The sequence below is a fragment of the Phocaeicola faecicola genome (assembly GCF_013618865.1).
In the GTDB taxonomy this organism is placed as follows: domain Bacteria; phylum Bacteroidota; class Bacteroidia; order Bacteroidales; family Bacteroidaceae; genus Phocaeicola; species Phocaeicola faecicola.
On record NZ_JABSOE010000007.1, the window covers coordinates 54234 to 79963 of the forward strand.

A 25730-nucleotide genomic window follows, 5' to 3' on the forward strand; every position below is an offset into this window, starting at 1 on the left:
GCCATCCGTTTCACAAATTATTTGTATGTCGGACGGGTATGCCCGGCAAATGAATACTTACTTGTTGTTGAACAATACGTCACTCAACGACTGCAATGCTTTCTTCTTGTCCGATTCACGGATCAGGAAAGAGATGTTGTAGTTGCTTCCGCCGAACGAAATCATACGTACCGGAATGTCACGCATGGCATCCAGCGCCTTGGCTTCGAAACCTACATTTTCCCATTCCAGGTCGCCTACCACACATACGATACACATGTCGTGGTCTACGGTTACCGTACCGTATTTCTTCAGGTCGTCCACGATTTCATTCAGGTGCTTGGTGTTGTCAATCGACATCGATACACCTACTTCCGAAGTACATACCATATCGATGGCAGTCTGGTAGCTTTCGAAAATCTCGAATACCTTGCGCAGGAATCCGTGAGCCAGCAGCATACGGCTTGATTTGATCTTGATGGCCGTAATGTTGTCCTTGGCAGCCACAGCCTTGATCTTTCCCTTTTCCGTATCATTGGAAATGAGAGTGCCCGGAGCGGTCGGTTCCATGGTGTTCAGCAGACGTACCGGAATGTTGGCGTATTTAGCCGGCTGCACGCAAGTCGGGTGCAGGATCTTGGCTCCGAAATAAGCCAGTTCGGCAGCTTCCTCGAAATGTAGCTGACGTACCGGAGAAGTCTTGTCGACGATTCTCGGGTCGTTGTCGTGCATACCGTCGATATCGGTCCAGATCTGAATTTCAGATGCATTGACCGCAGCACCGATCAGTGAAGCCGTATAGTCACTTCCGCCTCGCTGCAGGTTGTCGATTTCTCCGTAAGCGTTGCGGCAGATAAATCCTTGTGTAATGTAAATCTCCTGGTCTGGATGTGCTTCCAGCTGGACAGCAATTTTTTCACGGATGTAATTCAAGTCCGGTTCACTGTTCTTGTCAGTGCGCATGAATTCCAATGCCGGAATCAGGACAGCCTTCACTCCCTGCTCACAAAGGTAATTGGTTACCATGTTGGTAGAGATGATTTCTCCTTGTGCCAGAATGACTTTCTCTTCGAACAGTGTGAAAATATCCTTGGTATAAGAGCGGATGTAATCAAAAACAGACTTGACAAACTCCCATGTCTTCTGTTTGTATTCTTCAGTAGAATAAAGCTCCTCAATATGCTGTTTATATTTGCTTTCCAGCTTATTGATGATTTCATTCGCACCTTCAGGATTTTTCTTGTACAGATAATCCGAAATTTCAACCAGGGTGTTGGTAGTCCCTGACATTGCTGACAGCACTACAATCTTCTGTTCGCCGTCAGTAATCAATTTGGTAACATCCTTCATTCTCTGTGCAGAACCTACAGATGTTCCTCCAAACTTTAAAACTTTCATTTTTCGTTTCGAATTTTAGTTATTCTATTAAAATATACTGTCTTTTGGGGGCAAAGATAATATTTTTCCTGGTTTTTTGGAATATTCCGACCAAAAATACTTTATGTATATTTTTTTAATCTACTCTTCCCGGGTCATGCGGTGTTCGTGGCACCGGTAGGTGGTTCCGGGAAACTCCTTCAGCAGGTTGAGATTGTGGGTGGTCATGATGATGGCTGCCCCTTGTCTGCAGATGTCCTGCAACAGCTGTACGATGTGTCTTCCGGTCTCCACATCCAGGTTTCCGGTCGGCTCGTCGGCCAGTATCACTTCCGGGTTGTTCAGTATGGCACGGGCAATCACGATGCGCTGCTGTTCCCCTCCCGACAGTTCGTTCGGCATCTTGTATCCTTTGTTTTCCATGCCTACCAGCTTCAGCACTTCAAAAATCCGGCTTTCGATTTCATTCTTTTTCTTCCAGCCGGTGGCCTGAAGGACAAATTCCAGATTGTCGAACACATTCCGGTCGGTCAGCAACTGGAAATCCTGGAAGATAATGCCCAGTTTTCTCCGCAGTCCGGCTATTTCCTTGGGCTTGATGGTACGCATGTTCTTGTCCAGTACCCTTGCCTCTCCCTGACTGATGTTCAGTTCCCCGTAAATGGTCTTCAGGAAACTGGATTTGCCGCTTCCCACCTTTCCGATGAGATAGACAAATTCTCCTTTCCGGATATCGAAATCAATATCCGACAGGATGTTATATTCCTTCTGGTCGATATTGACCCCACGGTAACTGATAAGTATTTCTTCTTCCATAAATTGAGCTTGTTGGTAAATAAACAGACTTGGTGAGGTAAAGATACGACTTTTTAATGTTTTTTCCAGCTTTCGCTGTGCCGTTCTTTCAATTCCTTTGCCAGGTCTTCTATGCGGTATCCTTTTGCAGTAAGCAGGACAATCAGGTGGTACAGCAGGTCGGCCCCTTCGTAAATCAGCCGTTCATCCGTTCCGTTGCAGGCCTCGATAATGGTTTCAACTGCCTCTTCGCCCACCTTCTGCGCCATTTTGTTGACTCCCGATTTAAACAGACTGGTGGTATAGGAATGTTCGGGCATTTCCTCATGACGGCGGTCGATGAAATCCTGCAGTTCCTTCAGGAACATGACTGCCTGTTCGTTCTTGTCTCCCCAGCAGGTATCTGTACCCAGGTGGCAGACCGGTCCGCAGGGCGTTACCTGAATCAGCAGGGTATCATTGTCGCAGTCGGCCTGGATGGATTCGACGTGCAGGAAATTTCCGCTTTCTTCTCCCTTGGTCCACAAGCGCTGCTTGGTACGGCTGTAAAAAGTCACCTTTCCGCTTTCTACCGTTTTCTGATAGGCTTCTTCGTTCATGAATCCCAGCATGAGTACTTTTTGGGTATGTATGTCTTGGATGATGGCGGGAACCAGTCCTCCCATTTTGTCGAAATCAAGTTTCATAGGTTATTGTTTTAAAGGATGAAATATTAAATTCTTACACAAATCTGATGCTCGCGGAGATAGTGTTTCAACTCGGGAATGGAAATCTCTCCGAAATGAAAGACGCTGGCCGCCAGTGCCGCATCGGCTTTCCCGTAGAGGAAGGCGTCCTTGAAATCTTCCATGCATCCGGCACCTCCCGAGGCAATGATCGGAACATGCGATATCTCGCTCATCGCCGCCAGAGCCTCGTTGGCATATCCTTTTTTTACTCCGTCGTGGTCCATGCTGGTGAAAAGGATTTCCCCGGCTCCGCGTTCGTTGACCTCATGTACCCATTCCATCAGACCGATTCCGGTGGAAATCCGTCCTCCGTTTTTGTAGCAGATCCAACCCTCAGGGGTACAGCGGGCATCAATGGCTACAGTACAGACCTGCGAGCCGAAATGGGCGGCTATCTCGTCGATGAGCTCCGGGCGGTTCAGGGCCGCGGAGTTGATGGATATCTTGTCGGCTCCGGCGTTGAGCAGACGGTCAACGTCTTCCAACTGACTGATGCCTCCTCCTACCGTAAAAGGAATGTTTATCTGTGCAGCAACCCTTTCCACCAGCTGGGTGAAGGTCTTCCGCTGTTCGTGGCTGGCCGTAATATCCAGGTAAACCAGTTCGTCTGCTCCTTGCTGGCTGTACAGTTTTCCCAGTTCTACCGGATCACCGGCATTCCTCAGCCCGATGAAGTTGGTTCCTTTTACCGTTTGTCCGTCCTTGATATCCAGACAGGGTATGATACGTTTGGTCAACATAAAATGAGATACAGATTAAGTAATCAGGAAATATAGTTGCTTAACTCTTTCAGGGAGATTTTCCCTTCGTACAAGGCCTTGCCGAAGACTACGGCAGGGACACCTGCTTCATCGAGCTCATGAATGTCGTGCAGGCTGCTTACGCCTCCGCTGGCAATCAGGTGAATCTCCGGAAATTTCTCCAGGATGCTTTGATACAGTTCCACTGCCGGTCCCTGCAGCATACCGTCGCGCTGGATGTCGGTACACAGCACCTTATGGATGCCTTTCTGCGCATACGATTCGATGAAAGGGAGGAGTTCCATGGCCGAACTTTCCTTCCATCCGTTCGTGGCGATGTGTCCGTCTTTTACGTCTGCTCCCAGGATAATCCGGTGACTTCCGTATTTCTCAATCCATTTTTCTACCTGCTGAGGGTCTTTGACTGCCATACTTCCGACAGTGACCATCTGTGCTCCGTTTTCAAAAGCGATGTTCAGGTCCGACTCGCTTTTTACCCCTCCTCCGAAGTCGATGACCAGCGAGGTCCGGCTGGCTATCTGTTCCAGGATACGGTAATTGACAATATGATGTGAGGCGGCTCCGTCGAGGTCGACAATGTGGATACGGCGCAGACCGTATGATTCAAGTTCCTTGGCAACCTCTACCGGGTCGACATCGTAAGTGGTTTTCGATTCATAACAACCTTGCGACAGACGGACGCATTTGCCGTTGATCAAGTCGATGGCTGGAATTAATTCTATCATGGGTGTAATGTGTTTAAAGATTCAGAAAATTGGTCAGAATACGCTCTCCGGTTTTCCCGCTTTTTTCCGGATGGAACTGGGTCGCATAGAAGTTGTCCTTGTGCAAGGCGGCACTGAAGGGCTGTATGTATTCCGTACGGGCAATCGTGTACGGATTGACGGGTACGTAATAGCTGTGTACGAAATAGACATACTCTTCGTGGCCGAACCCCTGGAAAAGCGGAGAACGGGTCTGCTCCAAGGTATTCCATCCCATGTGAGGAACTTTTATCCCGGGCAGGCTGGGGAAGCGGTTGACGGGAGTATCGAAGATACCCAGACATTCCACATCTCCTTCTTCCGAATGCCTGCACATGAGCTGCATGCCGAGACAGATGCCCAGTACCGGCTGCTTCAGGTCCCTGATCAGCTGGTCCAGACGGTGCTGCTTGAGAAATTCCATCGTACTTTTGGCTTCTCCTACTCCCGGAAAGATGACTTTGTCGGCCTGGAGCAGAAGTTCCGGATCGGCTGTGATGACAGGTTCCAGTCCCAGGCGTCGCAGACAGTGGCAAACCGAAAAGATATTGCCTGCATTGTATTTGATAATCGCTACTTTCATGGTGGTTGATACTTGGTTGCAGTTGTTTTGCAAAAGTAGCAAAATATTGTATATATGAACTTTTTTACAACAAAAAGTTTCTTGATTTGAATTTGTGATTCCGATTTTCAATCAGTTAAGGTGTTTTTGGCAATGCCTCCGGAGGGAGTTGTCATAAACGATATCGGGCGGAAAACATCCGAGTTGTTTTCCGCCCGATAATATGAAGTCTCTGATTCTGTCCTTACTGCTTAGGAGTCATGTCACCCTCGATGTAGAGTCTCACTACTTCCTGTTCGGCATTGGTCCGCAATGTGATTGACTTGCGGAAGTGTCCCGGGAATTTTCCGGTTCCGTCGTAAGTTACCGTGATTTCTCCTTCCTCACCGGCTTTGATCGGTTCTTTCGGATAGCGCGGCACCGTACAGCCGCAGGATGCGATTGCCTGATGGATGACCAGCGGGCCGTCGCCTGTATTCTTGAATTTGAATATGCAACTTACTTTCGGACTGCTTTCTGAAAATGCACCGAAATTGTGTTTGGTTTTCTCAAATGTTATTTGGGCAGTTCCCTGTGCTACCAGCATCAGGACTGCAGTCATCAAAAACATAGTGGTTAGAAAAATCTTTTTCATTATTCCTGTTTTATTTGGTAAAACGCCCAAAGGTAACAATTCCATTTAAAAAAACGGGGATTTTCTTAGGAATATTAACATTTGAAGGGGAAGAAGAACAGAAGGAAACGGTTGTCGGCAGGGGAGCATACGGGTTATTCCATGTCTCTCCTGATTATTTTGAAGGGTTTTGGATAATTATTGAGGAAAAAGTTTTTGAGTTGTAAAATATGCATCTATTTTTGTAGAGTGTATTGTGCCTTATCAATGAAAAACACGATTTCTGAGAATGAGATGTAAGTTAACCGCATCATGTTACAGGTGATGAAAAATGCAATCTTTTTAATTTTTTCGGGTGACATTAATTGCAACGGACATCAAAAAGGAATTTTTTTCTTTGATTGGCGTCAGTCGCTGTATGCACCGGTCTATGACTGGGGTAGCGACAGAAGCAAGAACGGGTTTGATTTTAGATTTATTCATGTGAAATGCCAAATAGCTGTGAATGTCCTTACTGTGGAAGAAAGTTGACTTTACGTCAATGTTTGCGGTATTTTAATAAAGGGAAGGAACAGGCTGTCGTCTGCAGTCATTGCGGGCGCAGCATTCGTCCGCGGAAAAATCCGTACTCACCTCAACAGGGGATGTATTGGGGAGTTCTTTCTGCCTGGCTGCCGGGAATGGTCAGTATCTATCTTTTTCATACCGATTTCATTACGGCATGTATGATTGCTCTTCCTTTTATAATAACCGTGTGCGCATTGAGCATCTATGTTTGGTATAAGAACCTGTATTTTGAATAAATCGGAACGGGCACGGTCACGAATCGGGCGAAAGTAAATGAGAAATACCTGGAGTTGAATAATCATCCTTTTTAATAAAAAAACTATGTGGAAAAAACTGAGTAAACCTTTTTGGGGAGTATGTGCCTTGACCGGAATGTTCTGGCTGAGCGCCTGCTCCGAAGCTGTTCAAGTGGCTCCTGTAGAACTGATTCCTGTACCGGAACAGATCAGACAGGGGAATGATGTATTTGTACTGAAGAATAAGATGGTGGTTGGTTATGCGGGCGAGGAACTGGCTCCGGCCGCAACGTATCTCGCAGGCATGCTTTCCCGGGCTACCGGATACACCATCCAGACGGCAGCCGGAGAAGGCGATATCTGTCTGTCTCTCCAGCCGCAGTTGCCTTCGGGCGGTTATCAGCTGGAGGCTACCCGCAAGCAGGTGAATATTGCCGGTAACGGATATAGCGGAGTAATTGCCGGTATCGAGACCCTCCGCCAGTTGTTCCCTGCCGCCATTGAATCCAAGGAAGTGGTAGAGGGAGTCGACTGGGCGATTCCTTCCGTATCGGTAACCGATGCGCCTCATTATGAATGGCGCGGACTGATGCTGGATGTATCACGCCATTTTTATACGGTAGACGAGGTGAAGGAACTGCTGGACCTGATGGCATTGTACAAGATGAACAAGCTCCATTGGCACCTGACCGACGACCAGGGATGGCGTGTGGAAATCAAGCAATATCCGTTGCTCACAGAGAAGGGAGCCTGGCGTACCTTCAACGCTCACGACAGAAGTTGCATGGAAATGGCCGCAGCCAATGGCAATCCGGATTACCTGATTCCCGAAGATAAGCTCCGTATTGTGAAGGGAGATACCCTGTACGGCGGTTTCTATACCCAGGAAGACATCAAGGACGTCATTGCCTATGCTCAGGTTCGCAGCATCGATATCATTCCTGAAATCGATATGCCGGGCCATATGCTGGCAGCCGTAAGCAATTACGATGGAGTGTCCTGTTTCAAGGAAACCGGATGGGGCAGTATTTTCTCTTCTCCGGTATGTCCGGGAAAGGATTCTGCACTGGAATTCTGTAAGAATGTGTACCGTGAGATTATCGGACTGTTCCCTTATAAATACATACACATCGGTGGGGACGAAGTGGAAAAGACCAACTGGAAGAAATGTCCCGACTGTCAGAAGCGTATGCGTGCCAACGGTCTGAAGTCGGAAGAGGAACTGCAGTCGTGGTTCATTCATGAGATGGAACGTTTCTTCAATGAGAACGGCAAGGAAATGATCGGATGGGATGAAATCCTGGAAGGAGGACTTTCCAAGACGGCGACTGTCATGTGGTGGAGAAGCTGGGTAGGTGACGCTCCTGAAAAGACCACGAGCCAGGGCAATTCCATCATCTTTACGCCTAACTCATGTTTCTACCTGGATTATCAGCAGGATACCAAGTCTTTGCCGAATATCTATAATTTCGATCCTTCATCGGAAGTGGCTAGTGCTGAGGCTCAAAGTCTGATCAAGGGAGTACAGGGAAATATCTGGACCGAGTGGATTCCTTCACGGGAGCGGATGCAGTATATGGTGGTACCGCGTATGCAGGCCATTGCCGAACTGGGTTGGAGCCGTCCGGAGCGGAAGGACTGGGGGGATTTCTCACAGCGTCTGGTAGCTCACTTCGAACGGTTGAGCCGGATGGATGTCAATTACAGGGTGCCTGATCTGGAAGGTTTCTACAAGACGAATGCATTTATCAGTGAAGGCAAGGTGGAACTTTCTTGCATGGACCCGAACGTGAAAGTGCATTATACTACCGACGGTACGATGCCTACTCTTGATTCGCCGGAATATACGGGGGCTATTACCGTCACTGAGACCACCGACTTTAAGTTCCGTACTTTCCGTGCCAACGGTAAGCCGAGTGACGTATTTACGACACGATATGTGAAGAGCGATTATGCACCGGCTGTACAGGCTGCTCCGAGTACTCCGGGACTGACGGCTGCATGGCATGATTTCAGAGGAAATAATTGTGCCGATATCTCCAAAGCACCGAAGAAAGGGGTATATCCGATTGAAGATGTGAAGATACCTAAGGGGGTGAGCGGTAATATCGGTCTGGTGGTAACCGGATACATCAATGCGCCGAAGAACGATATTTATACCTTTGTATTGCTTTCAGACGATGGAAGTACACTGGTGATTGACAAGGAAATGGTAGTGGATAATGACGGAGCACATTCTCCGCGTGAGATTGTGGGCCAGAAAGCCCTGGCGAAGGGATATCATCCGATGGAACTCCGCTATTTTGACTGCAACGGCGGTCTGCTGAGCCTGAAGGTTCTCGATAGCGAAGGTCATGAGATTCCTTTCACGCATCTCTATGCACATTGATGAACGTGCGATACTGAAAAGAGGCACTGCCTTTCCGCCGGGTAAGCGGCGGTGAGGCTGCCTCAAATAAAACCGGCCGGTTTCCCTGCAACATATGGAAAACCGGCCGGTTTGTTTTTTTGATATTCAGAGGTGTCTCAGAGGGATTCTGTCAGGCAGGTTGAGAGGAATGATCTTATCCCCGGCTCACCTGTTTGACTCCCTTCACTGTCTTGATTTTCTTGATCAGCGATTCCAGTTTGGACGTGTCATCCACCATTACCGTCAGCATGCCCGAGAACAGTCCGTCGTGCGAGTCTACGCTGATGGAGCGCAACTGGATGTTGTTTTCGTGGTTGATGATGGACGTGATATTGGTCACAATGCCGATGTCATCGTGTCCCACGATACGGAGGGTAATCGGGTACTGCTTTCCTTCGCTCTTTCCGGCCCAGCGAGCCCGGACGATGCGGTAAGGGAAACGGGCCTTCATGTCACGGGCATTCGGGCAGTCGCAACGGTGAATCTTGATACCTCCCGAAATTGTGACAAAGCCGAATACCTCGTCACCGTAGATCGGATTACAGCATTTGGCCAGATTGAAATCCAGTCCCTTCAGGTTCTGGTCGATGACCAGCACATCGTCTTTGTAGTAGTTCTTGGTATCCGACTGCTGCTGCATGTTGAAACCTTCGGCGCTGCGGTAGGTAATTTCCTCCCGCTGTTCGGTTTCCTTCCGCTGCATCTCCACATACCGGTCCATGACGACGTTGATGTCAATCGTCTCGTCCGCAATGCTCTGGTAGAAATCGGTCACCGTCTTGAAACCGGATTTCTTGATGAGGCGCATCAGGATGGCTTCATCGTACTCCAGTTTCCGGTTGCGGAACTTCCGCTCCAGTGTTTCCTTGGCAAATTCAGTCTGCCGTGCAGTAATTTCCTTCAGCGCCTGCCGGATTTTGGTACGTGCCTTCGAGGTAGTGACAAAATTCAGCCAGTCGCGTTTGGGCGTCTGCGTGCTCGATGTGGTGATTTCCACCTGGTCGCCACTGTTGAGCGGCTGCTTGAGCTGTACGTTCTTTCCGTTCACCCGGGCTCCGATGCACCGGCATCCCAGGTTCGAGTGAATGGTAAAGGCAAAGTCGAGCACCGTCGCTCCCTGCGGCAGTTTATAGAGATCTCCTTTCGGCGTAAATACGAATACTTCGTCCTTGTAGAGGTCGAGCTTGAACTGGTCCATGGCCTCCATGTCGGTATCGGCATTTTCCAGCGTCTCACGGATAGAGTTCAACCACTCGTCCAGTCCGCTTTCTCCCTTGATACCCTTGTATCTCCAGTGGGCAGCCAATCCCTTTTCGGCAATCTCATCCATCCGTTCCGTACGGATCTGCACCTCCACCCATTTGCCTTCAGGTCCCATGACGGTGATGTGCAGCGACTCATATCCGTTGCTCTTGGGCACCGACAGCCAGTCGCGCAGACGTTTCGGGTTGGGCAGGTACATGTCGGTGACCAGCGAATAAGCCTGCCAGCATTCCTGCTTTTCCTTCTCCAGCGGAGAGTCGAGGATGATACGTATCGCAAAGAGGTCGTACACTCCCTCGAACGGACAACCCTGCTTCTTCATTTTCTGGTAAATGGAGTGGATTGACTTCGTACGTCCCTTGATGTGGAACTTCAGTCCGCTTTCCTCCAGTTTCCGGCGGATCGGTTCGATGAATGCGTCAATGTAACGGTCGCGGGCCGCCTTTGTCGCATTCAGCTTTTCCTTGATGTGATAGTAGATATCGTGCTGAGTATATTTCAGGGAGAGGTCCTCCAGTTCCGATTTCAGTTTGTAAAGTCCCAGCTTGTGCGCCAGCGGAGCATACAGGTAAGCCGCCTCGTTGGCTACGTTCAGCTTCGCCTCCTCATTGGTACTGTCCTTTATCTGTCGCATCAGGTTGACGCGGTCGGCTATCATGATCAGGATTACCCGCATGTCTTCGGCAAACGAAAGCAGCAGGTTGCGGAAATTCTCCGATTCGATGGTCGGACTTTTTGAATAAAGTTCATTAATCTTTACCAGGCCGCGGATGATTCCTGCCACATCCTCGCCGTAAATCTGCTGGATAGTGTCGAGGGTGCAGAGATTATATTTTACCGATTCGTGCAGCATGATTCCCAAGATGGAAGCACGGCGCATCCCGATCTCTTCCGCTACAATCACAGCCGTCTGCATGTCCTTGATAATCGGATTCATGCCGAATGCGTTGCGTGGAATACTGTCTTCCGAAATGACCCTGATAAGATGCCTTTTCAGTTGGCTGCAATCGTCTTTCTGCAGCGTGTCTCCCGATAATTTTAATAGTCTCCGGTAAAGGGTGATTAGTTGTTTGTGTTCCTCGGGAGTGAAAAATCCTGTTTCTTCCATGACCTATAGTTTTGACTTTGATGGTAAAGATAGTTTTTTTCTGAGATTCATGGAATATTCTGATTGTTTTTTTTATATATTTGGAGCGTGAATTGACCTTAAAGCGAATATTTATTTCTTAAAATTAAAATAACATGTTAACACAAGAAGACAAAGAACTATTATTGAAAAAAGGAATTTCCGAAGCACAGATTGCAGAACAGCTGGCTTGCTTTGAAAAGGGATTTCCTTATCTGGAACTGTCGGCTGCGGCATCTGTGGAAAATGGGGGCATTCTGGTAGCTGACGCTGATTTGCAAGAAAAATATCTGAAAGCATGGGATGCTTACAAGGATGGCGACAAGAAGATTGTAAAATTCGTTCCTGCATCGGGAGCTGCCAGCCGTATGTTCAAGAACCTGTTTGAATTCCTGGGAGCTGATTACAGTGAACCGACTACTGATTTTGAAAAGAAATTTTTCAGCCGCGTTCATGACTTTGCTTTTTACGACGAACTGAATGAGGCTTGTATAAAGAATACCGGAAAGGACATTGATACGCTGATTGCGGAAAAGAATTACAAGGCTGTGGTAGCCAACCTGCTGGAGTCGGCCGGACTGAACTACGGTGCCTTGCCGAAGGGTCTGCTGAAGTTCCACCGCTACGAAGACGGAGTACGTACTCCGCTGGAAGAACACCTGGTAGAAGGTGCACTCTATGCAGCCGGAAAGACCGGTCAGGTAAATGTGCATTTTACCGTATCTACCGAACACCGTGCCTTGTTCCAGCAGCTGGTTGACGAAAAGGTGGCTGCTTATTCCAGCCGCTTCGGTGTGCAGTATCAGGTAAGCTTCTCTGAACAGAAGCCGAGTACGGATACCGTGGCTGCCGATATGGAAAACAAGCCTTTCCGCGACAACGGTAAACTGCTGTTCCGCCCGGGTGGTCACGGAGCGCTGATTGAAAACCTGAACGACCTGGATGCTGATATCGTATTTATCAAGAACATCGATAATGTAGTGCCCGACCGTCTGAAGGCAGATACGGTGACTTACAAAAAACTCCTGGCCGGTGCGCTGGTTACGCTCCAGAAGAAGGCATTCGAATACCTGGAACTGTTGGACAGCGGACATTACAGCCACGAACAGCTGGAAACAATCATCCGTTTCGTACAGCAGGATCTGCGTTGCCGCCGTGCAGACATCAAGAACCTTGAAGATGCAGACCTGGTAATCTATCTCCGCAAGAAACTGAACCGTCCGATGCGTGTATGCGGAATGGTGAAGAACGTGGGCGAACCGGGTGGTGGTCCGTTCCTGGCTTATAATCCTGACGGTACGGTTTCTCTCCAGATTCTGGAAAGCTCTCAGATTGACATGAAGGATCCTGAAAAGAAGGCCATGTTCGAAAAGGGTACTCACTTCAATCCGGTAGACCTGGTTTGTGCCGTACGCGACTATAAGGGCAACAAATTCAACCTGCTGAACTTTGTGGACAAGGCAACGGGATTCATTTCTTACAAGTCGAAGAACGGAAAAGACCTGAAAGCACTGGAACTTCCGGGACTGTGGAACGGTTCAATGAGCGACTGGAGTACGGTATTCGTAGAAGTGCCTCTCAGCACCTTCAATCCGGTGAAGACCGTCAACGACCTGTTGCGTGAACAGCATCAGTAAAAACATCCTCGGATAGATGGATTAAATGAATAAAGAAAGGGCTTGATGGCCGGATAGCAGGAGGCTTGTCCGGCTGTCAGGCCTTTTTTATGTACAACGGTTAAATTTAAATCTTTTATTTTATGAAATCACTGTATTCATTATTGATTTCCACGGCACTGGTTTCCTGCACTTCCAAGCCTGTTACGGCTCCCGAACCCATTCTGCCGGTTCCGGAGGCCAAGCAGGTAGCATGGCAGCAGATGGAGACTTATGCGTTCATTCATTTTGGACTGAATACTTTCAACGACCGTGAATGGGGCTATGGAGATACGGACCCGAAACTGTTTAATCCGAAAAAACTCGACTGTGAGCAGTGGGCCCGGACATTGGTACAGGCCGGCATGAAGGGGGTGATTCTGACGGCCAAGCATCACGATGGCTTCTGTCTGTGGCCTTTCGAAGGCACGGAGTACAGCGTGAAGAATTCTCCCTGGAAGGACGGTAAGGGAAATGTGGTGAAGGAATTGTCTGAGGCTTGTAAGAAATACGGACTGAAGTTTGCGGTGTACCTGTCGCCCTGGGACCGTCATCAGGCCAACTACGGTACGCCCGATTACTTGCCTTATTTCTATGCGCAGCTGCGAGACTTGCTGACGAACTATGGTCCGGTGTTTGAGGTGTGGTTCGACGGAGCCAACGGAGGCGACGGCTGGTATGGCGGGGCGAAGGATACCCGTACCATCGACCGGAAAAACTATTATAACTATCCTCGTATTTATGAGATGCTCGATTCCATCCAGCCTCAGGCCATTGTCTTTTCCGACGGCGGCCCGGGATGCCGCTGGGTGGGCAACGAGAAAGGCTTTGCCGGTGCCACCAACTGGTCTTTCCTGCGCAAGGGGGAGGTATATCCGGGATATCCCAATTATCCGGAATTGCAGTATGGACATGTCGACGGCAACCAGTGGGTGGCGGCCGAGTGTGATGTGTCCATTCGTCCGGGATGGTTCTATCATCCGGAGGAGGATGAGCGGGTGAAGACACCGGAACAGCTGGTCGACCTGTACTATCGCAGTGTGGGGCATAATGCTACGCTCCTGCTGAATTTCCCGGTCGACCGCGACGGACTGATTCATCCGGTGGATTCTGCCAATGCCGTAAAATTCCATGAGATTATCCGCCGCGACTTTGCTCACGACCTGGTGAAGGGAGTGGTGCCTGTCGTTTCCAACGAGCGGGGTGGGGCTTATGTGGCTGCTGCTCTGACCGACGGGGATTATGAGACGTTCTGGGCGACGGAAGACGGGGTGACGACTGCCGACATTGAGTTCCGCTTTGACGCTCCTCAGGCAGTCAACCGTATGTCGCTGCAGGAATACATTCCGTTGGGACAGCGTGTAAAATCCTTCGTGGTTGAATACCGTGAAGAGGGAGAATGGCTGCCTGTCCAGTTGAATGAGGAAACCACGACCATCGGCTACAAGCGTCTGCTCCGTTTCAAGGAGGTGACTACCGACGGACTCAGGGTACGTTGCCTGAGCAGCATCGGCGTGTACAGGGCTGAGGAACTGGGTGACAATCTGTATGTCAGTGAGATTCAGCATATCGAGGGCCTGCCCTTTACTCTCGTAGGAGCGGATGCGGCTGAGGCTGCCAAGGCTGCCGACCGGCAGGAGGAAACCACTTGTCTGGTGGAGGGCGACCGGGTTGTGATCGACTTGGGAAGTGAGCAGCAGGTGTCTTCATTCTATTATCTTCCCGACCAGCAGGCACCGGGTAAGGGTGTCGTGTCCAACTATCAGTTGCTGGTAGGGGAGAGTGCCGACCAGTGTACTACGCTGGTGAAGGAAGGAGAGTTCTCGAACATCCAGAACAATCCGATTCTTCAGTCGGTTTTCTTCACTCCGGTCAAGACACGCTTCATCTGCCTGAAAGCCGTGCGGACGGTAGGAGGAGATGCAACTGTCGGCATCGGTGAGATTGCCTTGAAATAAGTATACAGAATTACATGCAAGAAAGGAGGGTTGCCTGCCGTGCGCAGGTTGCCCTCCTTATTCAAATACTTGAGATTACGATACCGATGAATGCGATTGTCTTTCATTCTCCCGTGGGAGATATTTATTTGTATGAGGAGAACCACTGTCTGGCGGCAGTCTCTCATACCCTTCTGAAGACCGATGCCTGCTGGCAGGAAACCCCGTTGCTGCGGGAAGCCGCCCGTCAGCTGGACGAGTATTTCAGGGGAAGCCGCCGTCAGTTTACGCTTCCTTTGCAGATGCACGGAACTCCCTTTCAATGTGCCGTGTGGCAGATGCTCCGGCAGATTCCTTACGGCGAGACCCGTTCGTACCGGGAGGTGGCCGTCGGAATCGGCAATCCGAAAGCCGTGCGGGCCGTCGGAATGGCCAACCACCGGAATCCGTTCTTGATCATCGTGCCTTGTCACCGGGTAATCGGCAGTGGGGGCAGTCTGACGGGATATGCCGCCGGACTGGACATGAAGCGCTTTCTGCTGCAGCTTGAAAGAGAGCATACGGAAACGTCTTTCCGCTTATCCGATTGAGCAGATGGGTTTCCGTCTGTCCCATACCTGCCAGTCGTCTATCTGGCGGATGATGCTTGAGATGGAGTCGCTGCACGATTCGGGATAATATACCGTGTAAGAGAACCACAACTTCTGCTGGCGGACGAACTTGGTGTGATAGCGGTATCCGTCGACGGGGCTGCCTGCCTCGTCATAAAGCGGTCCGGACAGGATGAAGGAATCTCTCAGGGCCACCTGTTTCTCTGCACGGAGACGGCGGGCCATTTCTTCCATTTTACGCGCGGTCGGAATGATTTCGTTTTCTGTCTGTACATCACATTCAATGACCAGGTGGGCCGTATTGTGGTAGGTGAACCGGGCGAATCCTTTTCCCGTATCTTCCGGCATCTCTTCGTAGGTGAAGAGTTCGGGATAACGGACCGTATATCCGTAAAAATCGTTGCGGTAGGTTTTCAAAGGGGCATCTTCCACCAGTTCTTTCAGTACTTCCGGATAGGTGCGGAAACTCTGGTCCGGCTTGAGGAGGGTGAGTCCGGCTCCCAGCAGGATGAACCCGAATATAAAAGCCAACAGTGTACGCATATTCTTTCTTTTTATCAGTCGGTAAAAGCAGTGTCGTATGAAGGGTACGGCGTGTGCATCAGTGAGTAATCATTCTACTTACAAATATAAGCGATTCTGTGTTACGTTGAATATTCTGAAGGAGACTCTTTGCCGGATGGCTTTCTTTTTTTATCTTTAGGCAGAAGGTGACTTGATTATTTGCATTATGGGAACGTTAGGATGTATCAATGACATGCTTCGCCGTGACAAGGAGAACCGGGAACTGCGGCACAGAAGTCGGGAGCGGATGAAGGATACGCAGCTGCGCCTGACGCAGGTCCGGCGGGAGGAAGCCAACCCACGGCTGACTGCATCGCAGTTGGAGGAAATCATTTCGGAAACGCGTCACAAGGAGGTTGCCGACCGGAACCGCCTGTTCCGGGGGAAGGTGCTTTTCTATGGCTGCATCTGTCTGATCCTGCTCATAAGCGGTCTGCTCTGGCTGCTTCTGACCTGATCCGGGGGAGGCGGTTCTTGCAATGATTGAAAAAATAGGATGCAGCATCGCGTCGTACAACTGTCCGGGCTTCTGGGAAAAAGATTGTTTCTGTTCTCTCAGAAGCCCGGACAGTTTATGTTAAAGACATCCTTTGCTGGACGGTATCTCGTAATGATATACATCCCGACGGACTGCCTGTCGGATGCTTCGTGCCAGCGCCTTGAAAATGCCCTCAATCTTATGATGCTCGTTTTCTCCTTCGGCACGGATGTTCAGGTTCATGCGGGCGGCATCGCTCAACGACTTGAAAAAATGGAGGAACATTTCTGTCGGCATGTCTCCGATGCGTTCCCTTTTGAAGGTGGCATCCCATACCAGCCAGGGACGTCCCCCGAAGTCGAGTGCCACCTGGCACAGACAGTCGTCCATCGGGAGGCAGAAGCCGTAGCGCTCGATCCCCCGCTTGTCGCCAAGTGCCCGGTACAGACATTCCCCGAGTGCCAGGGCCGTATCTTCGATGGTGTGATGCTCGTCCACCTGCAGGTCGCCCTTGACACGGATTTCCAGGTCGATACCGCCGTGTCTGGCAATCTGTTCCAGCATGTGGTTGAAGAATCCCAGTCCCGTTTCAATCCGGCTCTGTCCGCTTCCGTCCAGGTTCAGACGGACGTATATATCCGTTTCATGGGTGGTGCGTCTGACCTCTGCCGTCCGTTCTCCGGCAAAAAGAAATTCCGCAATCCGGTCCCAGTCGGTCGTAGCCAGTACACAGACCTCCTCGAGGGGACTGCCTGCCACCAGCGCCTTGTCTTCCTGCAGCAGGATGGCCTTGCACCCCAGGTTCCGTGCCAGTTCCACATCCGTGCGCCGGTCGCCGATGACGAAACTTCCCGGCAGGTCGTATGCCTCGTTGTTCAGGTAATGTGTCAGCATGCCGGTCCCCGGTTTGCGGGTAGGAGCCCCGTCCTCCGGAAAGCTCCGGTCGATCAGCACCTCGTCGAAGGTCACCCCTTCGTTCTCGAAACTTTTCAGAATCAGTTGGTGCACCGGCCAGAAGGTCTCTTCCGGAAACGACGCCGTACCCAGACCGTCCTGGTTGGTGACCATGACAAAGTCGAAATCCAGGTTCTTGCGGATAAAGTACAGGTTGCGGAATATCTTGGGATAAAACTCCAGTTTCTCAAAACTGTCCAGCTGATAGTCAACCGGTGGTTCGATGACCAGAGTACCGTCGCGGTCGATGAATAAAACTTTCTTTTTCATGAGTTTCTTTTTCGTGTGACATCATTCTTTCATTGAATTCCCTGCAGGGCATTAAGCAGGGTGTCGTTCTCGGGGCGCGTACCCACCGTAATGCGCAGGCAGTTCTGGCAGAGCGCCACATGACTGCGGTTGCGGACGATGATTCCCTTGTCGACCAGATACTCATAGATACGGGGAGCATCCGATACCCTTGCCAGGAAGAAGTTGGCATCCGTAGGATAAATCTTCCGGCAGCAGGGAAGCTTTGCAAAGGCAGCCATCAGCCGTGTCCGTTCTTCGAGCAGGGAGGCCACCCACCGCTGCACCTCGTAGTTGCGCTGCATCATCTGAAGGGCTTCCTGCTGGGTCAGCCGGTTCACATTATACGGATATTTGATTTTGTTCAGCACCTGCACGATTTCCGGAGAGGCAAAGGCCATTCCCAGACGGATGCCTGCACAGCCCCATGCCTTGGAGAAGGTCTGCAGTACCACCAGATTCGGAAACTCCTCCAGTCTTCCCAGCAGCGAAGGCTCGGTAGCGAAGTCGATGTACGCCTCGTCCACGATGACCAGTCCCCCGAACTCCCTCAATACCGTTTCAATTTCATGACGGTTCAGGCAGTTTCCCGTGGGGTTGTTGGGCGAGCAGAGAAAAATCAGTTTGGTATTTTCATCGGTGGCAGCCAGCAGTTCACTGGCACTAAACTGGAAGTGGTGGTCGAGCAGCACCTTCCGGTAGGCCACGTCGTTGACATTGGCACATACCTGGTACATGCCATAAGTCGGCTCGATGGCCACCACATTGTCCACCCCCGGACGGCAGAACGCCCGGAACGGCAGGTCGATGGCCTCGTCGCTTCCGTTCCCCAGGAAAATCTGTTCGGGCTGCACCTTCTTCTCCTTGGCAATCAGGTGCTTCAGGTCCCGCTGCAGGGGGTCCGGATAACGGTTGTTCGGAATATTATACGGGTTTTCATTGGCGTCCAGGAACACCGAAGCCTCTTTCCCCTGATATTCATCACGGGCAGAAGAATAAGGCTTCAGTTCCCAGATATTCGGCCGGATCAATTCTTTTAACGGTTTCATAATGTCTTGCGTGTTTATTGTTGAGTTAGCCGGACGGTGACCGCATTCTTGTGGGCGTCCAGGTGTTCGTTGGCTGCCATGACCTGAATGGCCGGTCCGATGGTGCGGATGCCTTCACGGGTGATTTCCTGGAAAGTAATCTTGCGGATGAAGCTGTCGAGGCTGACCCCGCTGTAGGCCTTGGCATAGCCGTTGGTAGGCAGGGTATGATTGGTGCCCGAAGCATAGTCGCCTGCACTTTCCGGAGCGTACGGACCCAGGAAGACAGAGCCGGCATTGACAATCCGTGCGGCAATCTCGCAGTAGTCCTGTGTCTGGATGATGAGGTGCTCGGGGGCGTATTCATTGACCATGTCCACGGCTTCCTGCATGTCCTTTACCAGGATCAGCCGGCTGGCTTCCAGCGAGCGGCTGGCCAGCTCCTTGCGGGGAAGTGCTTCCAGCTGCTTCTGCGTTTCGGCAGCGACTGCCTCGAGCAAGGTTTCGGAGGTAGTGATCAGGATAGCCTGACTGTCGGCCCCGTGTTCGGCCTGTGACAGCAGGTCGGAGGCCACAAATACCGGATTGGCTTCTCCGTCGGCCAGTACGGCGACTTCCGAAGGGCCTGCCGGCATGTCGATGGCCACATCCTGCTGTGCCACCAGCTGTTTGGCAGCCGTCACGTACTGGTTGCCCGGACCGAAAATCTTGTAGACCTTCGGAACGCTGCTGGTACCGTAGGCCATGGCTCCGATGGCCTGTACCCCTCCTGCCTTGAACACCCGGTTGACTCCCGCCTGACGGGCAGCATACAGGATGGCCGGATGGATTTTCCCGCTCCGGTCGGGAGGCGTACAGAGGATGATTTCCTTGCATCCGGCAATCTGTGCCGGAGCCGCCAGCATCAGTACGGTAGAGAAGAGTGGAGCCGTACCTCCCGGCACATACAGTCCCACGCGTTCGATGGGGACCGCTTTCTGCCAGCAGGTGATACCGGGGAGGGTCTCGACTTTCTTGCCTTCGAACTTCTGGGCGCTGTGAAAGGTCCGGATGTTGTTCAGGGCCAGCAAGATGGCCGCCTTCAGTTCGATGCTGACTGCCTTCTCGGCTTCTTCAAACTCTTTCTCGCTGACTGCCAGCGACTCCAGTCTGACGCCGTCGAACTTCTCCTCGTATGTCTTTACCGCATAGTCGCCCTGAGTGCGGACTTCTTCTAGTATGGCGGATACGCTTTCTTTCAGTGAAGCAGTGTTCAGGGTATTTCGTTTCAGCAGTGTTCCCCATTCGCTGCGTGAAGGATATTTTGAGATATACATAGTGATTGATTTTTGGTGTTTGCTTAATGGATAATGAAGACTCTTTGCAATGAGGCGGTCCGTCCGGAAATTCTCTTCGGTGTGTCTGCACACGCATCGTTTTCCGTGGTGAGAAAGCTCGTCGTCTTTTGGGAAAAGCTCGCGGTGTTTTTGGGAAAACCCCGCGGGCTTTTGCCGCACGCATCATTATGTGTTCCGCTACCGGCGGTGATGGGTGGCAGCACCAATGACGGCTTGCCGGCTCCTCCCTTTGCTGAGGTTTGTCCGCCTCCTTACAGAATCATCTTCTCGATGGGCAGCACCAGGATACCCTGTGCCCCGAGTGCCTTCAGTTTGCCGATGATTTCCCAGAAACATTTCTGGTCGAGCACCGTATGCACGCTGCTCCATCCTTCTGTGGCCAGCGGCATGATGGTCGGACTCTTGATACCGGGAAGCACTTCAGTAATTTCCTTCAGCCGGTCGGTCGGGACATTCATCAGGACGTATTTCTTGTCCTCGGCAGCCTTGACAGCCTCGATGCGGAAAATCAGTTCGTCCAGGATGGCCCGCTTCTCCGCACTGAGGTTGGGTGTACCGATGAGTACGGCCTCGCTCTGCATCACCGTCTCCACTTCCTTCAGGTTGTTGCTGACAAGGGTAGAACCCGAACTCACGATGTCGAAGATGGCGTCGGCCAGTCCGATACCGGGAGCAATCTCCACCGAACCGGTAATGACATGTATCTCTGCCTGCACCTGCTGGCGGTCCAGAAAATCCTGCAGGATGCCCGGATACGAGGTGGCGATTTTCTTTCCGTTCAGCCACTGTACTCCGGGGTATTCGTGTTCCTTGGGCACGGCAATCGAGAGCCGGCACTTGCTGAATCCGAGGCGGTAGAGAATCTCGGCATTTTCCTTGCGTTCCACAAATTCATTCTCTCCCACGATTCCCAGGTCGGCCACTCCGCCGGCTACGCTTTGGGGAATGTCATCGTCGCGGAGGAAGAGAATTTCCACCGGAAAATTGCTGGCTTGGGTGAGCAGCGTCCTTTTGGAAGTCGACAGCTTGATGTCGGCTTCGGCTAACAGGGCCATTGTGTCTTCATATAATCGCCCTTTCGACTGTACGGCTATTCTTATCATATGTATGTTGTAGTTTGTATCTACGAAAAAGGCTTACCGTGTACTGTCTACGGTAAGCCTTTTTCTTCGACGGGTGTAACCATACGCTTCACTACCTACCGTTGTATGCGTTAGGATGACGATGCAGGTGGTGTGTAGCGCTAATATTCATATTCTTTGTCCTTGCTTTTTTGTTTTCGTTTTTGGCAAATTTATATGATTGGTTTGTTATTTCCAAACTTTTATCATGAAAAGTTTTGTTTTGCTTTTATTTTGATAGCGGAGTTTCCCCGTCTGCGGCAACTTCCGGTTCGCCTTCGGCCAGGCATCCGTGGAAGTGCATCTCCTGCCGGGCTTTTTCCTTGGAAAAGGCAAAGTACGTGCAGACAGCCTGTGTGCAGCATTCGCCCGCCTCGTTGTACAGGGCAGCGTCGATGATGACAATGTTGCGCTTCTGTTCGCGGATGGAAGCCCGGAGCGTCAGCCGGCCGCCCTGGGTGGAAACCGGTTTCAGGTAACGGGTCTCCATCTTGCTGGTCACGCCGGTGGTCTGCAGTTTCCGGATGATGACCCATCCGCAGATCTCATCGAGCAGTACGGCCTGGATGCCTCCGTGAAGGGTATGCAGCCATCCTTGGTACTTTTCTTCCGGTTGCCAGTAACTGACAATCTCGTCGCCGTCTTCATAGAAATCCATTTTCAGGCCCGACGGATTCTGAGGGGCACATCCGAAGCAGAAATAACCTTCCACTCCTTCCCAGGGATTGAGTATTTTTTTCATATGCCGGAAAAACTTGGAGGGTTAGCATTCATAGTCGGTGCAGGCACGGTCGGCTTTCACCTCTTTGATGATGCCGGCTGCGGCTACGTGAGCGGGATGTACCGCGTAGGCTTTTACGTCGTCCAAACTGTCGAATTCGCTTTCCAGGCAGATGTCCCATTTTTCATCGGGGTTGAGGTTGAGGCCCACAAAGATGCGGCGGATAAAGGATATCTGGGCAGGAAGCGCCTCGATGGCTGCCTTGAAACGGTTCATGATGCATTTTTTTTCTTCTTCCGGAAGATTTTCTTTTAACTTGAATAAAACAATGTGCTTGACCATAGTTGTTTTTTTATTAAAAATCGTAATTTTGTAATATTGCAAATGTATAACTAATTATTGAAAAAAACACATGATTATTATTGGAATTGCAGGAGGTACAGGCTCCGGTAAAACAACTGTGGTGAAAAGTATCGTAGAAAGTCTGAAAGCAGATGAGGTAGCTATACTTCCTTTGGATTCTTATTATAAGGACAGCAGTCATGTTCCGGTGGAGGAGCGGCAGAACATTAATTTTGATCACCCCAATGCTTTCGACTGGAAGCTGTTGTCGGAACATGTGGAAATGTTGCGTGAGGGAAAGGCCATCGAACAGCCGATTTATTCGTACCTGACTTGTACGCGGCAGGCAGAGACGGTGCATGTGGAACCGCGCAAGGTGGTGATCATCGAGGGAATCCTGGCCTTGAGCGACAAGCGTCTGTGTCGGCAAATGGACCTGAAGATTTTTGTGGATGCCGATCCCGACGAACGTCTGATCCGTGTCATCCAGCGCGACGTGATGGAGCGCGGACGTACGGCCGAAGCGGTGATGGACCGTTATGTGAAGGTGCTGAAGCCTATGCACCTGGAGTTCATTGAACCGGCCAAGCGGTATGCCGACCTGATTGTGCCGCAGGGGGGACACAACCGGAAGGCGATTGAGATTCTGAAGATGTATATCGAAAAGATTGTGGGACGATGAACGGAATCCGTCTGACGCTTTTCTTCTGCCTGGTGGTGGTGCTGTGCGCCTGTGGGGGAGGAAGGCATTCGGAGGAGTCGTACGACGATTTGCCGGAAATCAGGGAGCGGGGAGAGCTGGTGGTGCTGACGCTGAACAGTTCGACTTCGTACTTTGATTACCGCGGGGAGCCTATGGGCTTTCAGTATGAACTGGCTGAGCAGTTTGCGCATTTCATGGACCTTAAACTGAAGTTGAAGGTCATGAATAATGCGACGGAGATGGTGGCTGCCCTGCTTCGGGGAGAGGGCGACCTGATTGCCTATAACCTGAATATGACCAACAGCTGGAAGGACAGTCTGATTTACTGCGGCGAGGAGAGCATCACGCATCAGGTACTGGTGCAGCGGAAGGGCAAAAACGCGCTGAAGGATGTGACGCAGCTGCTGGGAAAGGAGGTCTATGTATTGCCCGGAAAGTATCAGGAACGGCTGGAGAACCTGGATCAGGAACTCGGAGGGGGGATTGAGATCCGGGAACTGGTGACTGATACGCTGACGGTGGAAAACCTGATTTCGTGGGTGGCCGACGGGAAGATTGACTATACGGTGGCTTCGAACGATGTGCCCCGTATCAACCGGACGTATTATGCGAACCTGGATATCGACCTGGTGCTCAGTTTCGACCAGCGGTCGTCGTGGGCGGTGCGCAAGACTTCTCCCTTGCTGGCGGAAGCGGCCGACCGGTGGCACAGGGAAAATATCAATTCGCCGGAATTCAAGGCAAGCGCGAAGCGTTATTTCGAACTGAACAAGCGTCCGGCGCATGCTTCCATCCTTTCGGTGAAGGATGGCAAGATTTCGCATTACGATGAACTGTTCCGTAAGTATGCGAAGCTTATCGGATGGGACTGGCGCCTGCTGGCCTCACTGGCATATACGGAGTCGAACTTTGATCCGTATGTGGTGTCGTGGGCTGGGGCAAGGGGACTGATGCAGCTGATGCCGGCTACGGCACGCAACCTGGGGGTTCCTCCGGGCAAGGAGGCCGATCCGGAGGAGAGTATCAAGGCGGGTGTGAAATATATCGAGCGGCTGCAGAAGACTTTCAGCAAGGTGAAGGACGAGGAAGAGCGTGTGAAGTTCGTGCTGGCGGCGTATAATGCCGGAGTGGGGCACGTGACGGATGCGATGGCGCTGGCCGAGAAGTACGGTAAAAATCCTTATCGCTGGGATCATCAGGTGGATCACTATCTGCTGCTGAAGAGCAATGAGGAGTATTATCAGGACCCGGTGTGCAAGAACGGATATTTCCGGGGAATCGAGACGTATAATTTTGTCCGGAGCGTACTGGAGCGGGCGGCTCTGTACCGGAAGAAAATCAAGGGATAAGACCGTAGCGGCGGAAGGCCGGCGGACAGAAAAAGACACGGCTGCATGGCGGATTCCGGTTTCCCGGAATGGCGATGCAGCCGATTACATGAAAATGAATATGCTTATTATTTGAACAACTCAATAATCTTGTTTAATTCTCTGACGTTGATGACACCGCTCTGTCTCCACAGCTGTTTCCCGTTTTTGAAAATCATCAGGGTGGGAACGGTACTGACGGTGTAGTGACGTGCCAGCTGGGGGTTCTTGTCGATATCGACCTTGATGATACGCAGGGCATCACCTTGGATTTCCTTTACTTTTTTCAAAACTGCCGACATGGTATTGCAGGGAGCACACCATTCCGCAAAGATATCCACAAGCACGGGAGTGGGAGAGCAGGTCAGATCAGAGAAGTTTTCCATTGTTTTCTATTTATACTTTTTCATATATATAAACAATTGAAAACGCAGGTTTGTTCAGAAAAAAGATAAAAAAAACTGCCCGAAAAGGCAGTTTTTATAAGTATATGTCGCTAAAAAAGAGAATTTTAGTAACTTCGTTATTTCCGGATAGGATTATTTTTTAGCAGCCGGAGTATAACGTGCGTTCAGTCCTTCTACAATTTCAGAAGTGATGTTGAAGGCCTGGTCAGCGTACAGCAGGTTGTCGAAACCGGTGTTGCTGATGATCAGGCTGTAGCCTTTGTCCTTATTGTAGATTTTCAGGAATGAGTTGATAGAGTCACGCAACTGAAGGCTGTTCTTCTGGTTTTCAGTCTGCAGCTCGCTGGTCAGTTTTTCCTGCAACTGCTGCAAGTCGCGCTGCTTCTGGGCAATTCTCATGTTTTCCTGTTCAGCACGTTCTCTGCTGGCAAATCCGTTGTTTTCCAGTTTACGCTGGAATTCTCTCATTTCCTTGTCGAGTTCTTTGGCTTTTTCGTTCAAGGTAGTACGGATGTTCTCTTCTTTCTGGATCATCATTTCGTTCAAATCGTTCCAGAAGCGGTATTTCGTAAGCAGAGAGTCGATCTCTACATAAGCGATTTTCATGTTAACCGGACCACCGACAGCGGCAGGAGCTGCATTGGAAGATTCGTTTGTTTTGTTTTCAGTACATTGTGCAAACATCAGTACCATAGCCAGTGCCAAGAATCCATTCAGGATGTACTTCATTCTTCTCATAATAGTTTTCTATCTTAATTAGTTAATTTTTAATTATTCGTTGGTTTCACTTCGTTCTGCAATGGCATGAGGGTTACGCTTCTGGGCGTCACGGTCCTGCGATTGCACACATCCGATACCTCTTTGCCGCATGGCTTTGCTTCCGCTTACGTGTGTATTGGGGAAACGTCCGTTTTTCACGAAAAGTATCTTTATAGATAATAGTGCTATGCAGATAGCAACTATTAACATAGTTATAAGGATAGTCTTAAGCATTTCTATTAAATTTGTGGTGCAAATATATAGTTTTTGTCAGCGATATAGCCTTTTCTAGGGGGAA

27 protein-coding genes are annotated in these 25730 nt (G+C 50.5%); 9 read left to right on the forward strand and 18 right to left on the reverse strand.

Annotation, left to right across the window (positions count from 1 at the left end; translation table 11 throughout):
• Nucleotides 1-57: 57 nt before the first annotated feature.
• The 7 genes from H3001_RS03490 to H3001_RS03520 all read right to left on the reverse strand — a co-directional run bounded on the left by H3001_RS03490 (nucleotide 58) and on the right by H3001_RS03520 (nucleotide 5579).
• Entirely contained in the window at nucleotides 58-1377 is a 1320-nt protein-coding gene (locus H3001_RS03490) for an aspartate kinase (RefSeq protein ID WP_178245007.1), read from the reverse strand.
• 120 nt (nucleotides 1378-1497) lie between these two features.
• Nucleotides 1498-2172, reverse strand: coding sequence for a cell division ATP-binding protein FtsE (locus tag H3001_RS03495; protein ID WP_181214085.1), 675 nt, complete (start codon nucleotides 2170-2172; stop codon nucleotides 1498-1500).
• Nucleotides 2173-2225: 53 nt separating this feature from the next.
• Nucleotides 2226-2837, reverse strand: a complete 612-nt coding sequence (gene hisIE / locus H3001_RS03500) for a bifunctional phosphoribosyl-AMP cyclohydrolase/phosphoribosyl-ATP diphosphatase HisIE (protein WP_178245003.1) — start codon at nucleotides 2835-2837, stop codon at nucleotides 2226-2228.
• A 26-nt stretch (nucleotides 2838-2863) separates the two neighbouring features.
• Nucleotides 2864-3619, reverse strand: coding sequence for an imidazole glycerol phosphate synthase subunit HisF (gene hisF, locus H3001_RS03505; protein WP_178245001.1), 756 nt, complete (start codon nucleotides 3617-3619; stop codon nucleotides 2864-2866).
• Nucleotides 3620-3642: 23 nt separating this feature from the next.
• Complete coding sequence (hisA, locus tag H3001_RS03510) at nucleotides 3643-4365, reverse strand: 1-(5-phosphoribosyl)-5-[(5-phosphoribosylamino)methylideneamino]imidazole-4-carboxamide isomerase (protein ID WP_178245000.1); 723 nt, start codon at nucleotides 4363-4365, stop codon at nucleotides 3643-3645.
• A 13-nt stretch (nucleotides 4366-4378) separates the two neighbouring features.
• Complete coding sequence (gene hisH, locus H3001_RS03515) at nucleotides 4379-4966, reverse strand: imidazole glycerol phosphate synthase subunit HisH (RefSeq protein WP_178244997.1); 588 nt, start codon at nucleotides 4964-4966, stop codon at nucleotides 4379-4381.
• Between the two features lie 223 nt (nucleotides 4967-5189).
• Nucleotides 5190-5579 (reverse strand): DUF1573 domain-containing protein, encoded by a 390-nt coding sequence (locus H3001_RS03520; protein ID WP_181214086.1) that lies wholly within the window; start codon nucleotides 5577-5579, stop codon nucleotides 5190-5192.
• A 14-nt stretch (nucleotides 5580-5593) separates the two neighbouring features.
• On the opposite strand from H3001_RS03520, the gene H3001_RS03525 reads away from it, so the two are divergent.
• The 3 genes from H3001_RS03525 (at nucleotide 5594) to H3001_RS03535 (ending at nucleotide 8750) form a co-directional block, all read left to right on the forward strand.
• Nucleotides 5594-5785, forward strand: a complete 192-nt coding sequence (locus tag H3001_RS03525) for a hypothetical protein (RefSeq protein WP_178244993.1) — start codon at nucleotides 5594-5596, stop codon at nucleotides 5783-5785.
• An 85-nt stretch (nucleotides 5786-5870) separates the two neighbouring features.
• A complete protein-coding gene (locus tag H3001_RS03530) occupies nucleotides 5871-6089 on the forward strand; it encodes a hypothetical protein (RefSeq protein ID WP_181214087.1) in 219 nt (72 codons plus the stop codon).
• Nucleotides 6090-6446: 357 nt separating this feature from the next.
• The gene (locus H3001_RS03535; RefSeq protein ID WP_181214088.1) at nucleotides 6447-8750 is read left to right on the forward strand and encodes a family 20 glycosylhydrolase; all 2304 of its coding nucleotides are present in this window, start codon (nucleotides 6447-6449) and stop codon (nucleotides 8748-8750) included.
• Nucleotides 8751-8925: 175 nt separating this feature from the next.
• On the opposite strand, the gene H3001_RS03540 is transcribed toward H3001_RS03535, so the two are convergent.
• Nucleotides 8926-11142: a RelA/SpoT family protein gene (locus H3001_RS03540; protein WP_178244989.1), complete on the reverse strand. Its 2217-nt coding sequence runs from the start codon at nucleotides 11140-11142 to the stop codon at nucleotides 8926-8928.
• Nucleotides 11143-11276: 134 nt separating this feature from the next.
• On the opposite strand from H3001_RS03540, the gene H3001_RS03545 reads away from it, so the two are divergent.
• From H3001_RS03545 to H3001_RS03555, 3 genes are all read left to right on the forward strand, one after another.
• Nucleotides 11277-12797: a DUF4301 family protein gene (locus H3001_RS03545; protein WP_178244987.1), complete on the forward strand. Its 1521-nt coding sequence runs from the start codon at nucleotides 11277-11279 to the stop codon at nucleotides 12795-12797.
• Between the two features lie 122 nt (nucleotides 12798-12919).
• Nucleotides 12920-14773, forward strand: a complete 1854-nt coding sequence (locus tag H3001_RS03550; RefSeq protein ID WP_181214089.1) for an alpha-L-fucosidase — start codon at nucleotides 12920-12922, stop codon at nucleotides 14771-14773.
• A gap of 14 nt (nucleotides 14774-14787) precedes the next feature.
• Nucleotides 14788-15342, forward strand: a complete 555-nt coding sequence (locus H3001_RS03555; protein WP_394367787.1) for a methylated-DNA--[protein]-cysteine S-methyltransferase — start codon at nucleotides 14788-14790, stop codon at nucleotides 15340-15342.
• Here H3001_RS03555 and H3001_RS03560 read toward each other — a convergent pair.
• Nucleotides 15331-15906, reverse strand: coding sequence for a hypothetical protein (locus H3001_RS03560; RefSeq protein WP_181214090.1), 576 nt, complete (start codon nucleotides 15904-15906; stop codon nucleotides 15331-15333). The two genes, H3001_RS03555 and H3001_RS03560, sit on opposite strands and share 12 nt — an antisense overlap.
• 187 nt (nucleotides 15907-16093) lie before the next feature.
• Here H3001_RS03560 and H3001_RS03565 point away from each other — a divergent pair, with 187 nt between their 5' ends.
• On the forward strand, nucleotides 16094-16384 hold the full coding sequence (locus tag H3001_RS03565; protein ID WP_181214091.1) for a hypothetical protein: 291 nt from the start codon (nucleotides 16094-16096) through the stop codon (nucleotides 16382-16384).
• A gap of 120 nt (nucleotides 16385-16504) precedes the next feature.
• Here H3001_RS03565 and hisB read toward each other — a convergent pair whose 3' ends face one another.
• The 6 genes from hisB to H3001_RS03595 form a co-directional block, all read right to left on the reverse strand.
• A complete protein-coding gene (hisB, locus tag H3001_RS03570) occupies nucleotides 16505-17629 on the reverse strand; it encodes a bifunctional histidinol-phosphatase/imidazoleglycerol-phosphate dehydratase HisB (RefSeq protein WP_178244979.1) in 1125 nt (374 codons plus the stop codon).
• 29 nt (nucleotides 17630-17658) lie between these two features.
• Complete coding sequence (hisC, locus tag H3001_RS03575; protein WP_178244977.1) at nucleotides 17659-18696, reverse strand: histidinol-phosphate transaminase; 1038 nt, start codon at nucleotides 18694-18696, stop codon at nucleotides 17659-17661.
• A 14-nt stretch (nucleotides 18697-18710) separates the two neighbouring features.
• Entirely contained in the window at nucleotides 18711-19991 is a 1281-nt protein-coding gene (hisD, locus tag H3001_RS03580; RefSeq protein WP_181214092.1) for a histidinol dehydrogenase, read from the reverse strand.
• Between the two features lie 272 nt (nucleotides 19992-20263).
• On the reverse strand, nucleotides 20264-21115 hold the full coding sequence (gene hisG, locus H3001_RS03585) for an ATP phosphoribosyltransferase (protein ID WP_178244973.1): 852 nt from the start codon (nucleotides 21113-21115) through the stop codon (nucleotides 20264-20266).
• 247 nt (nucleotides 21116-21362) lie between these two features.
• Nucleotides 21363-21875 (reverse strand): PaaI family thioesterase, encoded by a 513-nt coding sequence (locus tag H3001_RS03590; protein ID WP_181214093.1) that lies wholly within the window; start codon nucleotides 21873-21875, stop codon nucleotides 21363-21365.
• Between the two features lie 21 nt (nucleotides 21876-21896).
• Nucleotides 21897-22196: a Dabb family protein gene (locus H3001_RS03595; RefSeq protein WP_178244969.1), complete on the reverse strand. Its 300-nt coding sequence runs from the start codon at nucleotides 22194-22196 to the stop codon at nucleotides 21897-21899.
• Nucleotides 22197-22266: 70 nt separating this feature from the next.
• On the opposite strand from H3001_RS03595, the gene udk reads away from it, so the two are divergent.
• Both udk and H3001_RS03605 read left to right on the forward strand, forming a co-directional pair.
• Nucleotides 22267-22878, forward strand: a complete 612-nt coding sequence (gene udk, locus H3001_RS03600) for a uridine kinase (protein WP_178244967.1) — start codon at nucleotides 22267-22269, stop codon at nucleotides 22876-22878.
• Complete coding sequence (locus H3001_RS03605) at nucleotides 22875-24248, forward strand: MltF family protein (protein WP_181214094.1); 1374 nt, start codon at nucleotides 22875-22877, stop codon at nucleotides 24246-24248. The genes udk and H3001_RS03605 overlap by 4 nt, the downstream gene beginning before the upstream one ends.
• Before the next feature lie 107 nt (nucleotides 24249-24355).
• On the opposite strand, the gene H3001_RS03610 is transcribed toward H3001_RS03605, so the two are convergent.
• From H3001_RS03610 to H3001_RS03620, 3 genes are all read right to left on the reverse strand, one after another.
• Nucleotides 24356-24652, reverse strand: a complete 297-nt coding sequence (locus H3001_RS03610) for a thioredoxin family protein (protein WP_181214095.1) — start codon at nucleotides 24650-24652, stop codon at nucleotides 24356-24358.
• A 153-nt stretch (nucleotides 24653-24805) separates the two neighbouring features.
• The gene (locus tag H3001_RS03615) at nucleotides 24806-25411 is read right to left on the reverse strand and encodes an OmpH family outer membrane protein (protein WP_178244961.1); all 606 of its coding nucleotides are present in this window, start codon (nucleotides 25409-25411) and stop codon (nucleotides 24806-24808) included.
• Between the two features lie 33 nt (nucleotides 25412-25444).
• Nucleotides 25445-25666, reverse strand: a complete 222-nt coding sequence (locus H3001_RS03620; protein WP_178244960.1) for a hypothetical protein — start codon at nucleotides 25664-25666, stop codon at nucleotides 25445-25447.
• Between the last annotated feature and the right edge of the window lie 64 nt (nucleotides 25667-25730).

What these genes read in the sequence shown, in the direction of transcription:
- H3001_RS03490 (WP_178245007.1), bottom strand. Translation starts at nt 1,377, where the DNA reads ATGAAAGTTTTAAAGTTTGGAGGAACATCTGTAGGTTCTGCACAGAGA.
- H3001_RS03495 (WP_181214085.1), bottom strand. Translation starts at nt 2,172, where the DNA reads ATGGAAGAAGAAATACTTATCAGTTACCGTGGGGTCAATATCGACCAG.
- hisIE (WP_178245003.1), bottom strand. Translation starts at nt 2,837, where the DNA reads ATGAAACTTGATTTCGACAAAATGGGAGGACTGGTTCCCGCCATCATC.
- hisF (WP_178245001.1), bottom strand. Translation starts at nt 3,619, where the DNA reads ATGTTGACCAAACGTATCATACCCTGTCTGGATATCAAGGACGGACAA.
- hisA (WP_178245000.1), bottom strand. Translation starts at nt 4,365, where the DNA reads ATGATAGAATTAATTCCAGCCATCGACTTGATCAACGGCAAATGCGTC.
- hisH (WP_178244997.1), bottom strand. Translation starts at nt 4,966, where the DNA reads ATGAAAGTAGCGATTATCAAATACAATGCAGGCAATATCTTTTCGGTT.
- H3001_RS03520 (WP_181214086.1), bottom strand. Translation starts at nt 5,579, where the DNA reads ATGAAAAAGATTTTTCTAACCACTATGTTTTTGATGACTGCAGTCCTG.
- H3001_RS03530 (WP_181214087.1), top strand. Translation starts at nt 5,871, where the DNA reads ATGTTACAGGTGATGAAAAATGCAATCTTTTTAATTTTTTCGGGTGAC.
- H3001_RS03535 (WP_181214088.1), top strand. Translation starts at nt 6,447, where the DNA reads ATGTGGAAAAAACTGAGTAAACCTTTTTGGGGAGTATGTGCCTTGACC.
- H3001_RS03540 (WP_178244989.1), bottom strand. Translation starts at nt 11,142, where the DNA reads ATGGAAGAAACAGGATTTTTCACTCCCGAGGAACACAAACAACTAATC.
- H3001_RS03545 (WP_178244987.1), top strand. Translation starts at nt 11,277, where the DNA reads ATGTTAACACAAGAAGACAAAGAACTATTATTGAAAAAAGGAATTTCC.
- H3001_RS03550 (WP_181214089.1), top strand. Translation starts at nt 12,920, where the DNA reads ATGAAATCACTGTATTCATTATTGATTTCCACGGCACTGGTTTCCTGC.
- H3001_RS03555 (WP_394367787.1), top strand. Translation starts at nt 14,788, where the DNA reads ATGCAAGAAAGGAGGGTTGCCTGCCGTGCGCAGGTTGCCCTCCTTATT.
- H3001_RS03560 (WP_181214090.1), bottom strand. Translation starts at nt 15,906, where the DNA reads ATGCGTACACTGTTGGCTTTTATATTCGGGTTCATCCTGCTGGGAGCC.
- H3001_RS03565 (WP_181214091.1), top strand. Translation starts at nt 16,094, where the DNA reads ATGGGAACGTTAGGATGTATCAATGACATGCTTCGCCGTGACAAGGAG.
- hisB (WP_178244979.1), bottom strand. Translation starts at nt 17,629, where the DNA reads ATGAAAAAGAAAGTTTTATTCATCGACCGCGACGGTACTCTGGTCATC.
- hisC (WP_178244977.1), bottom strand. Translation starts at nt 18,696, where the DNA reads ATGAAACCGTTAAAAGAATTGATCCGGCCGAATATCTGGGAACTGAAG.
- hisD (WP_181214092.1), bottom strand. Translation starts at nt 19,991, where the DNA reads ATGTATATCTCAAAATATCCTTCACGCAGCGAATGGGGAACACTGCTG.
- hisG (WP_178244973.1), bottom strand. Translation starts at nt 21,115, where the DNA reads ATGATAAGAATAGCCGTACAGTCGAAAGGGCGATTATATGAAGACACA.
- H3001_RS03590 (WP_181214093.1), bottom strand. Translation starts at nt 21,875, where the DNA reads ATGAAAAAAATACTCAATCCCTGGGAAGGAGTGGAAGGTTATTTCTGC.
- H3001_RS03595 (WP_178244969.1), bottom strand. Translation starts at nt 22,196, where the DNA reads ATGGTCAAGCACATTGTTTTATTCAAGTTAAAAGAAAATCTTCCGGAA.
- udk (WP_178244967.1), top strand. Translation starts at nt 22,267, where the DNA reads ATGATTATTATTGGAATTGCAGGAGGTACAGGCTCCGGTAAAACAACT.
- H3001_RS03605 (WP_181214094.1), top strand. Translation starts at nt 22,875, where the DNA reads ATGAACGGAATCCGTCTGACGCTTTTCTTCTGCCTGGTGGTGGTGCTG.
- H3001_RS03610 (WP_181214095.1), bottom strand. Translation starts at nt 24,652, where the DNA reads ATGGAAAACTTCTCTGATCTGACCTGCTCTCCCACTCCCGTGCTTGTG.
- H3001_RS03615 (WP_178244961.1), bottom strand. Translation starts at nt 25,411, where the DNA reads ATGAGAAGAATGAAGTACATCCTGAATGGATTCTTGGCACTGGCTATG.
- H3001_RS03620 (WP_178244960.1), bottom strand. Translation starts at nt 25,666, where the DNA reads ATGCTTAAGACTATCCTTATAACTATGTTAATAGTTGCTATCTGCATA.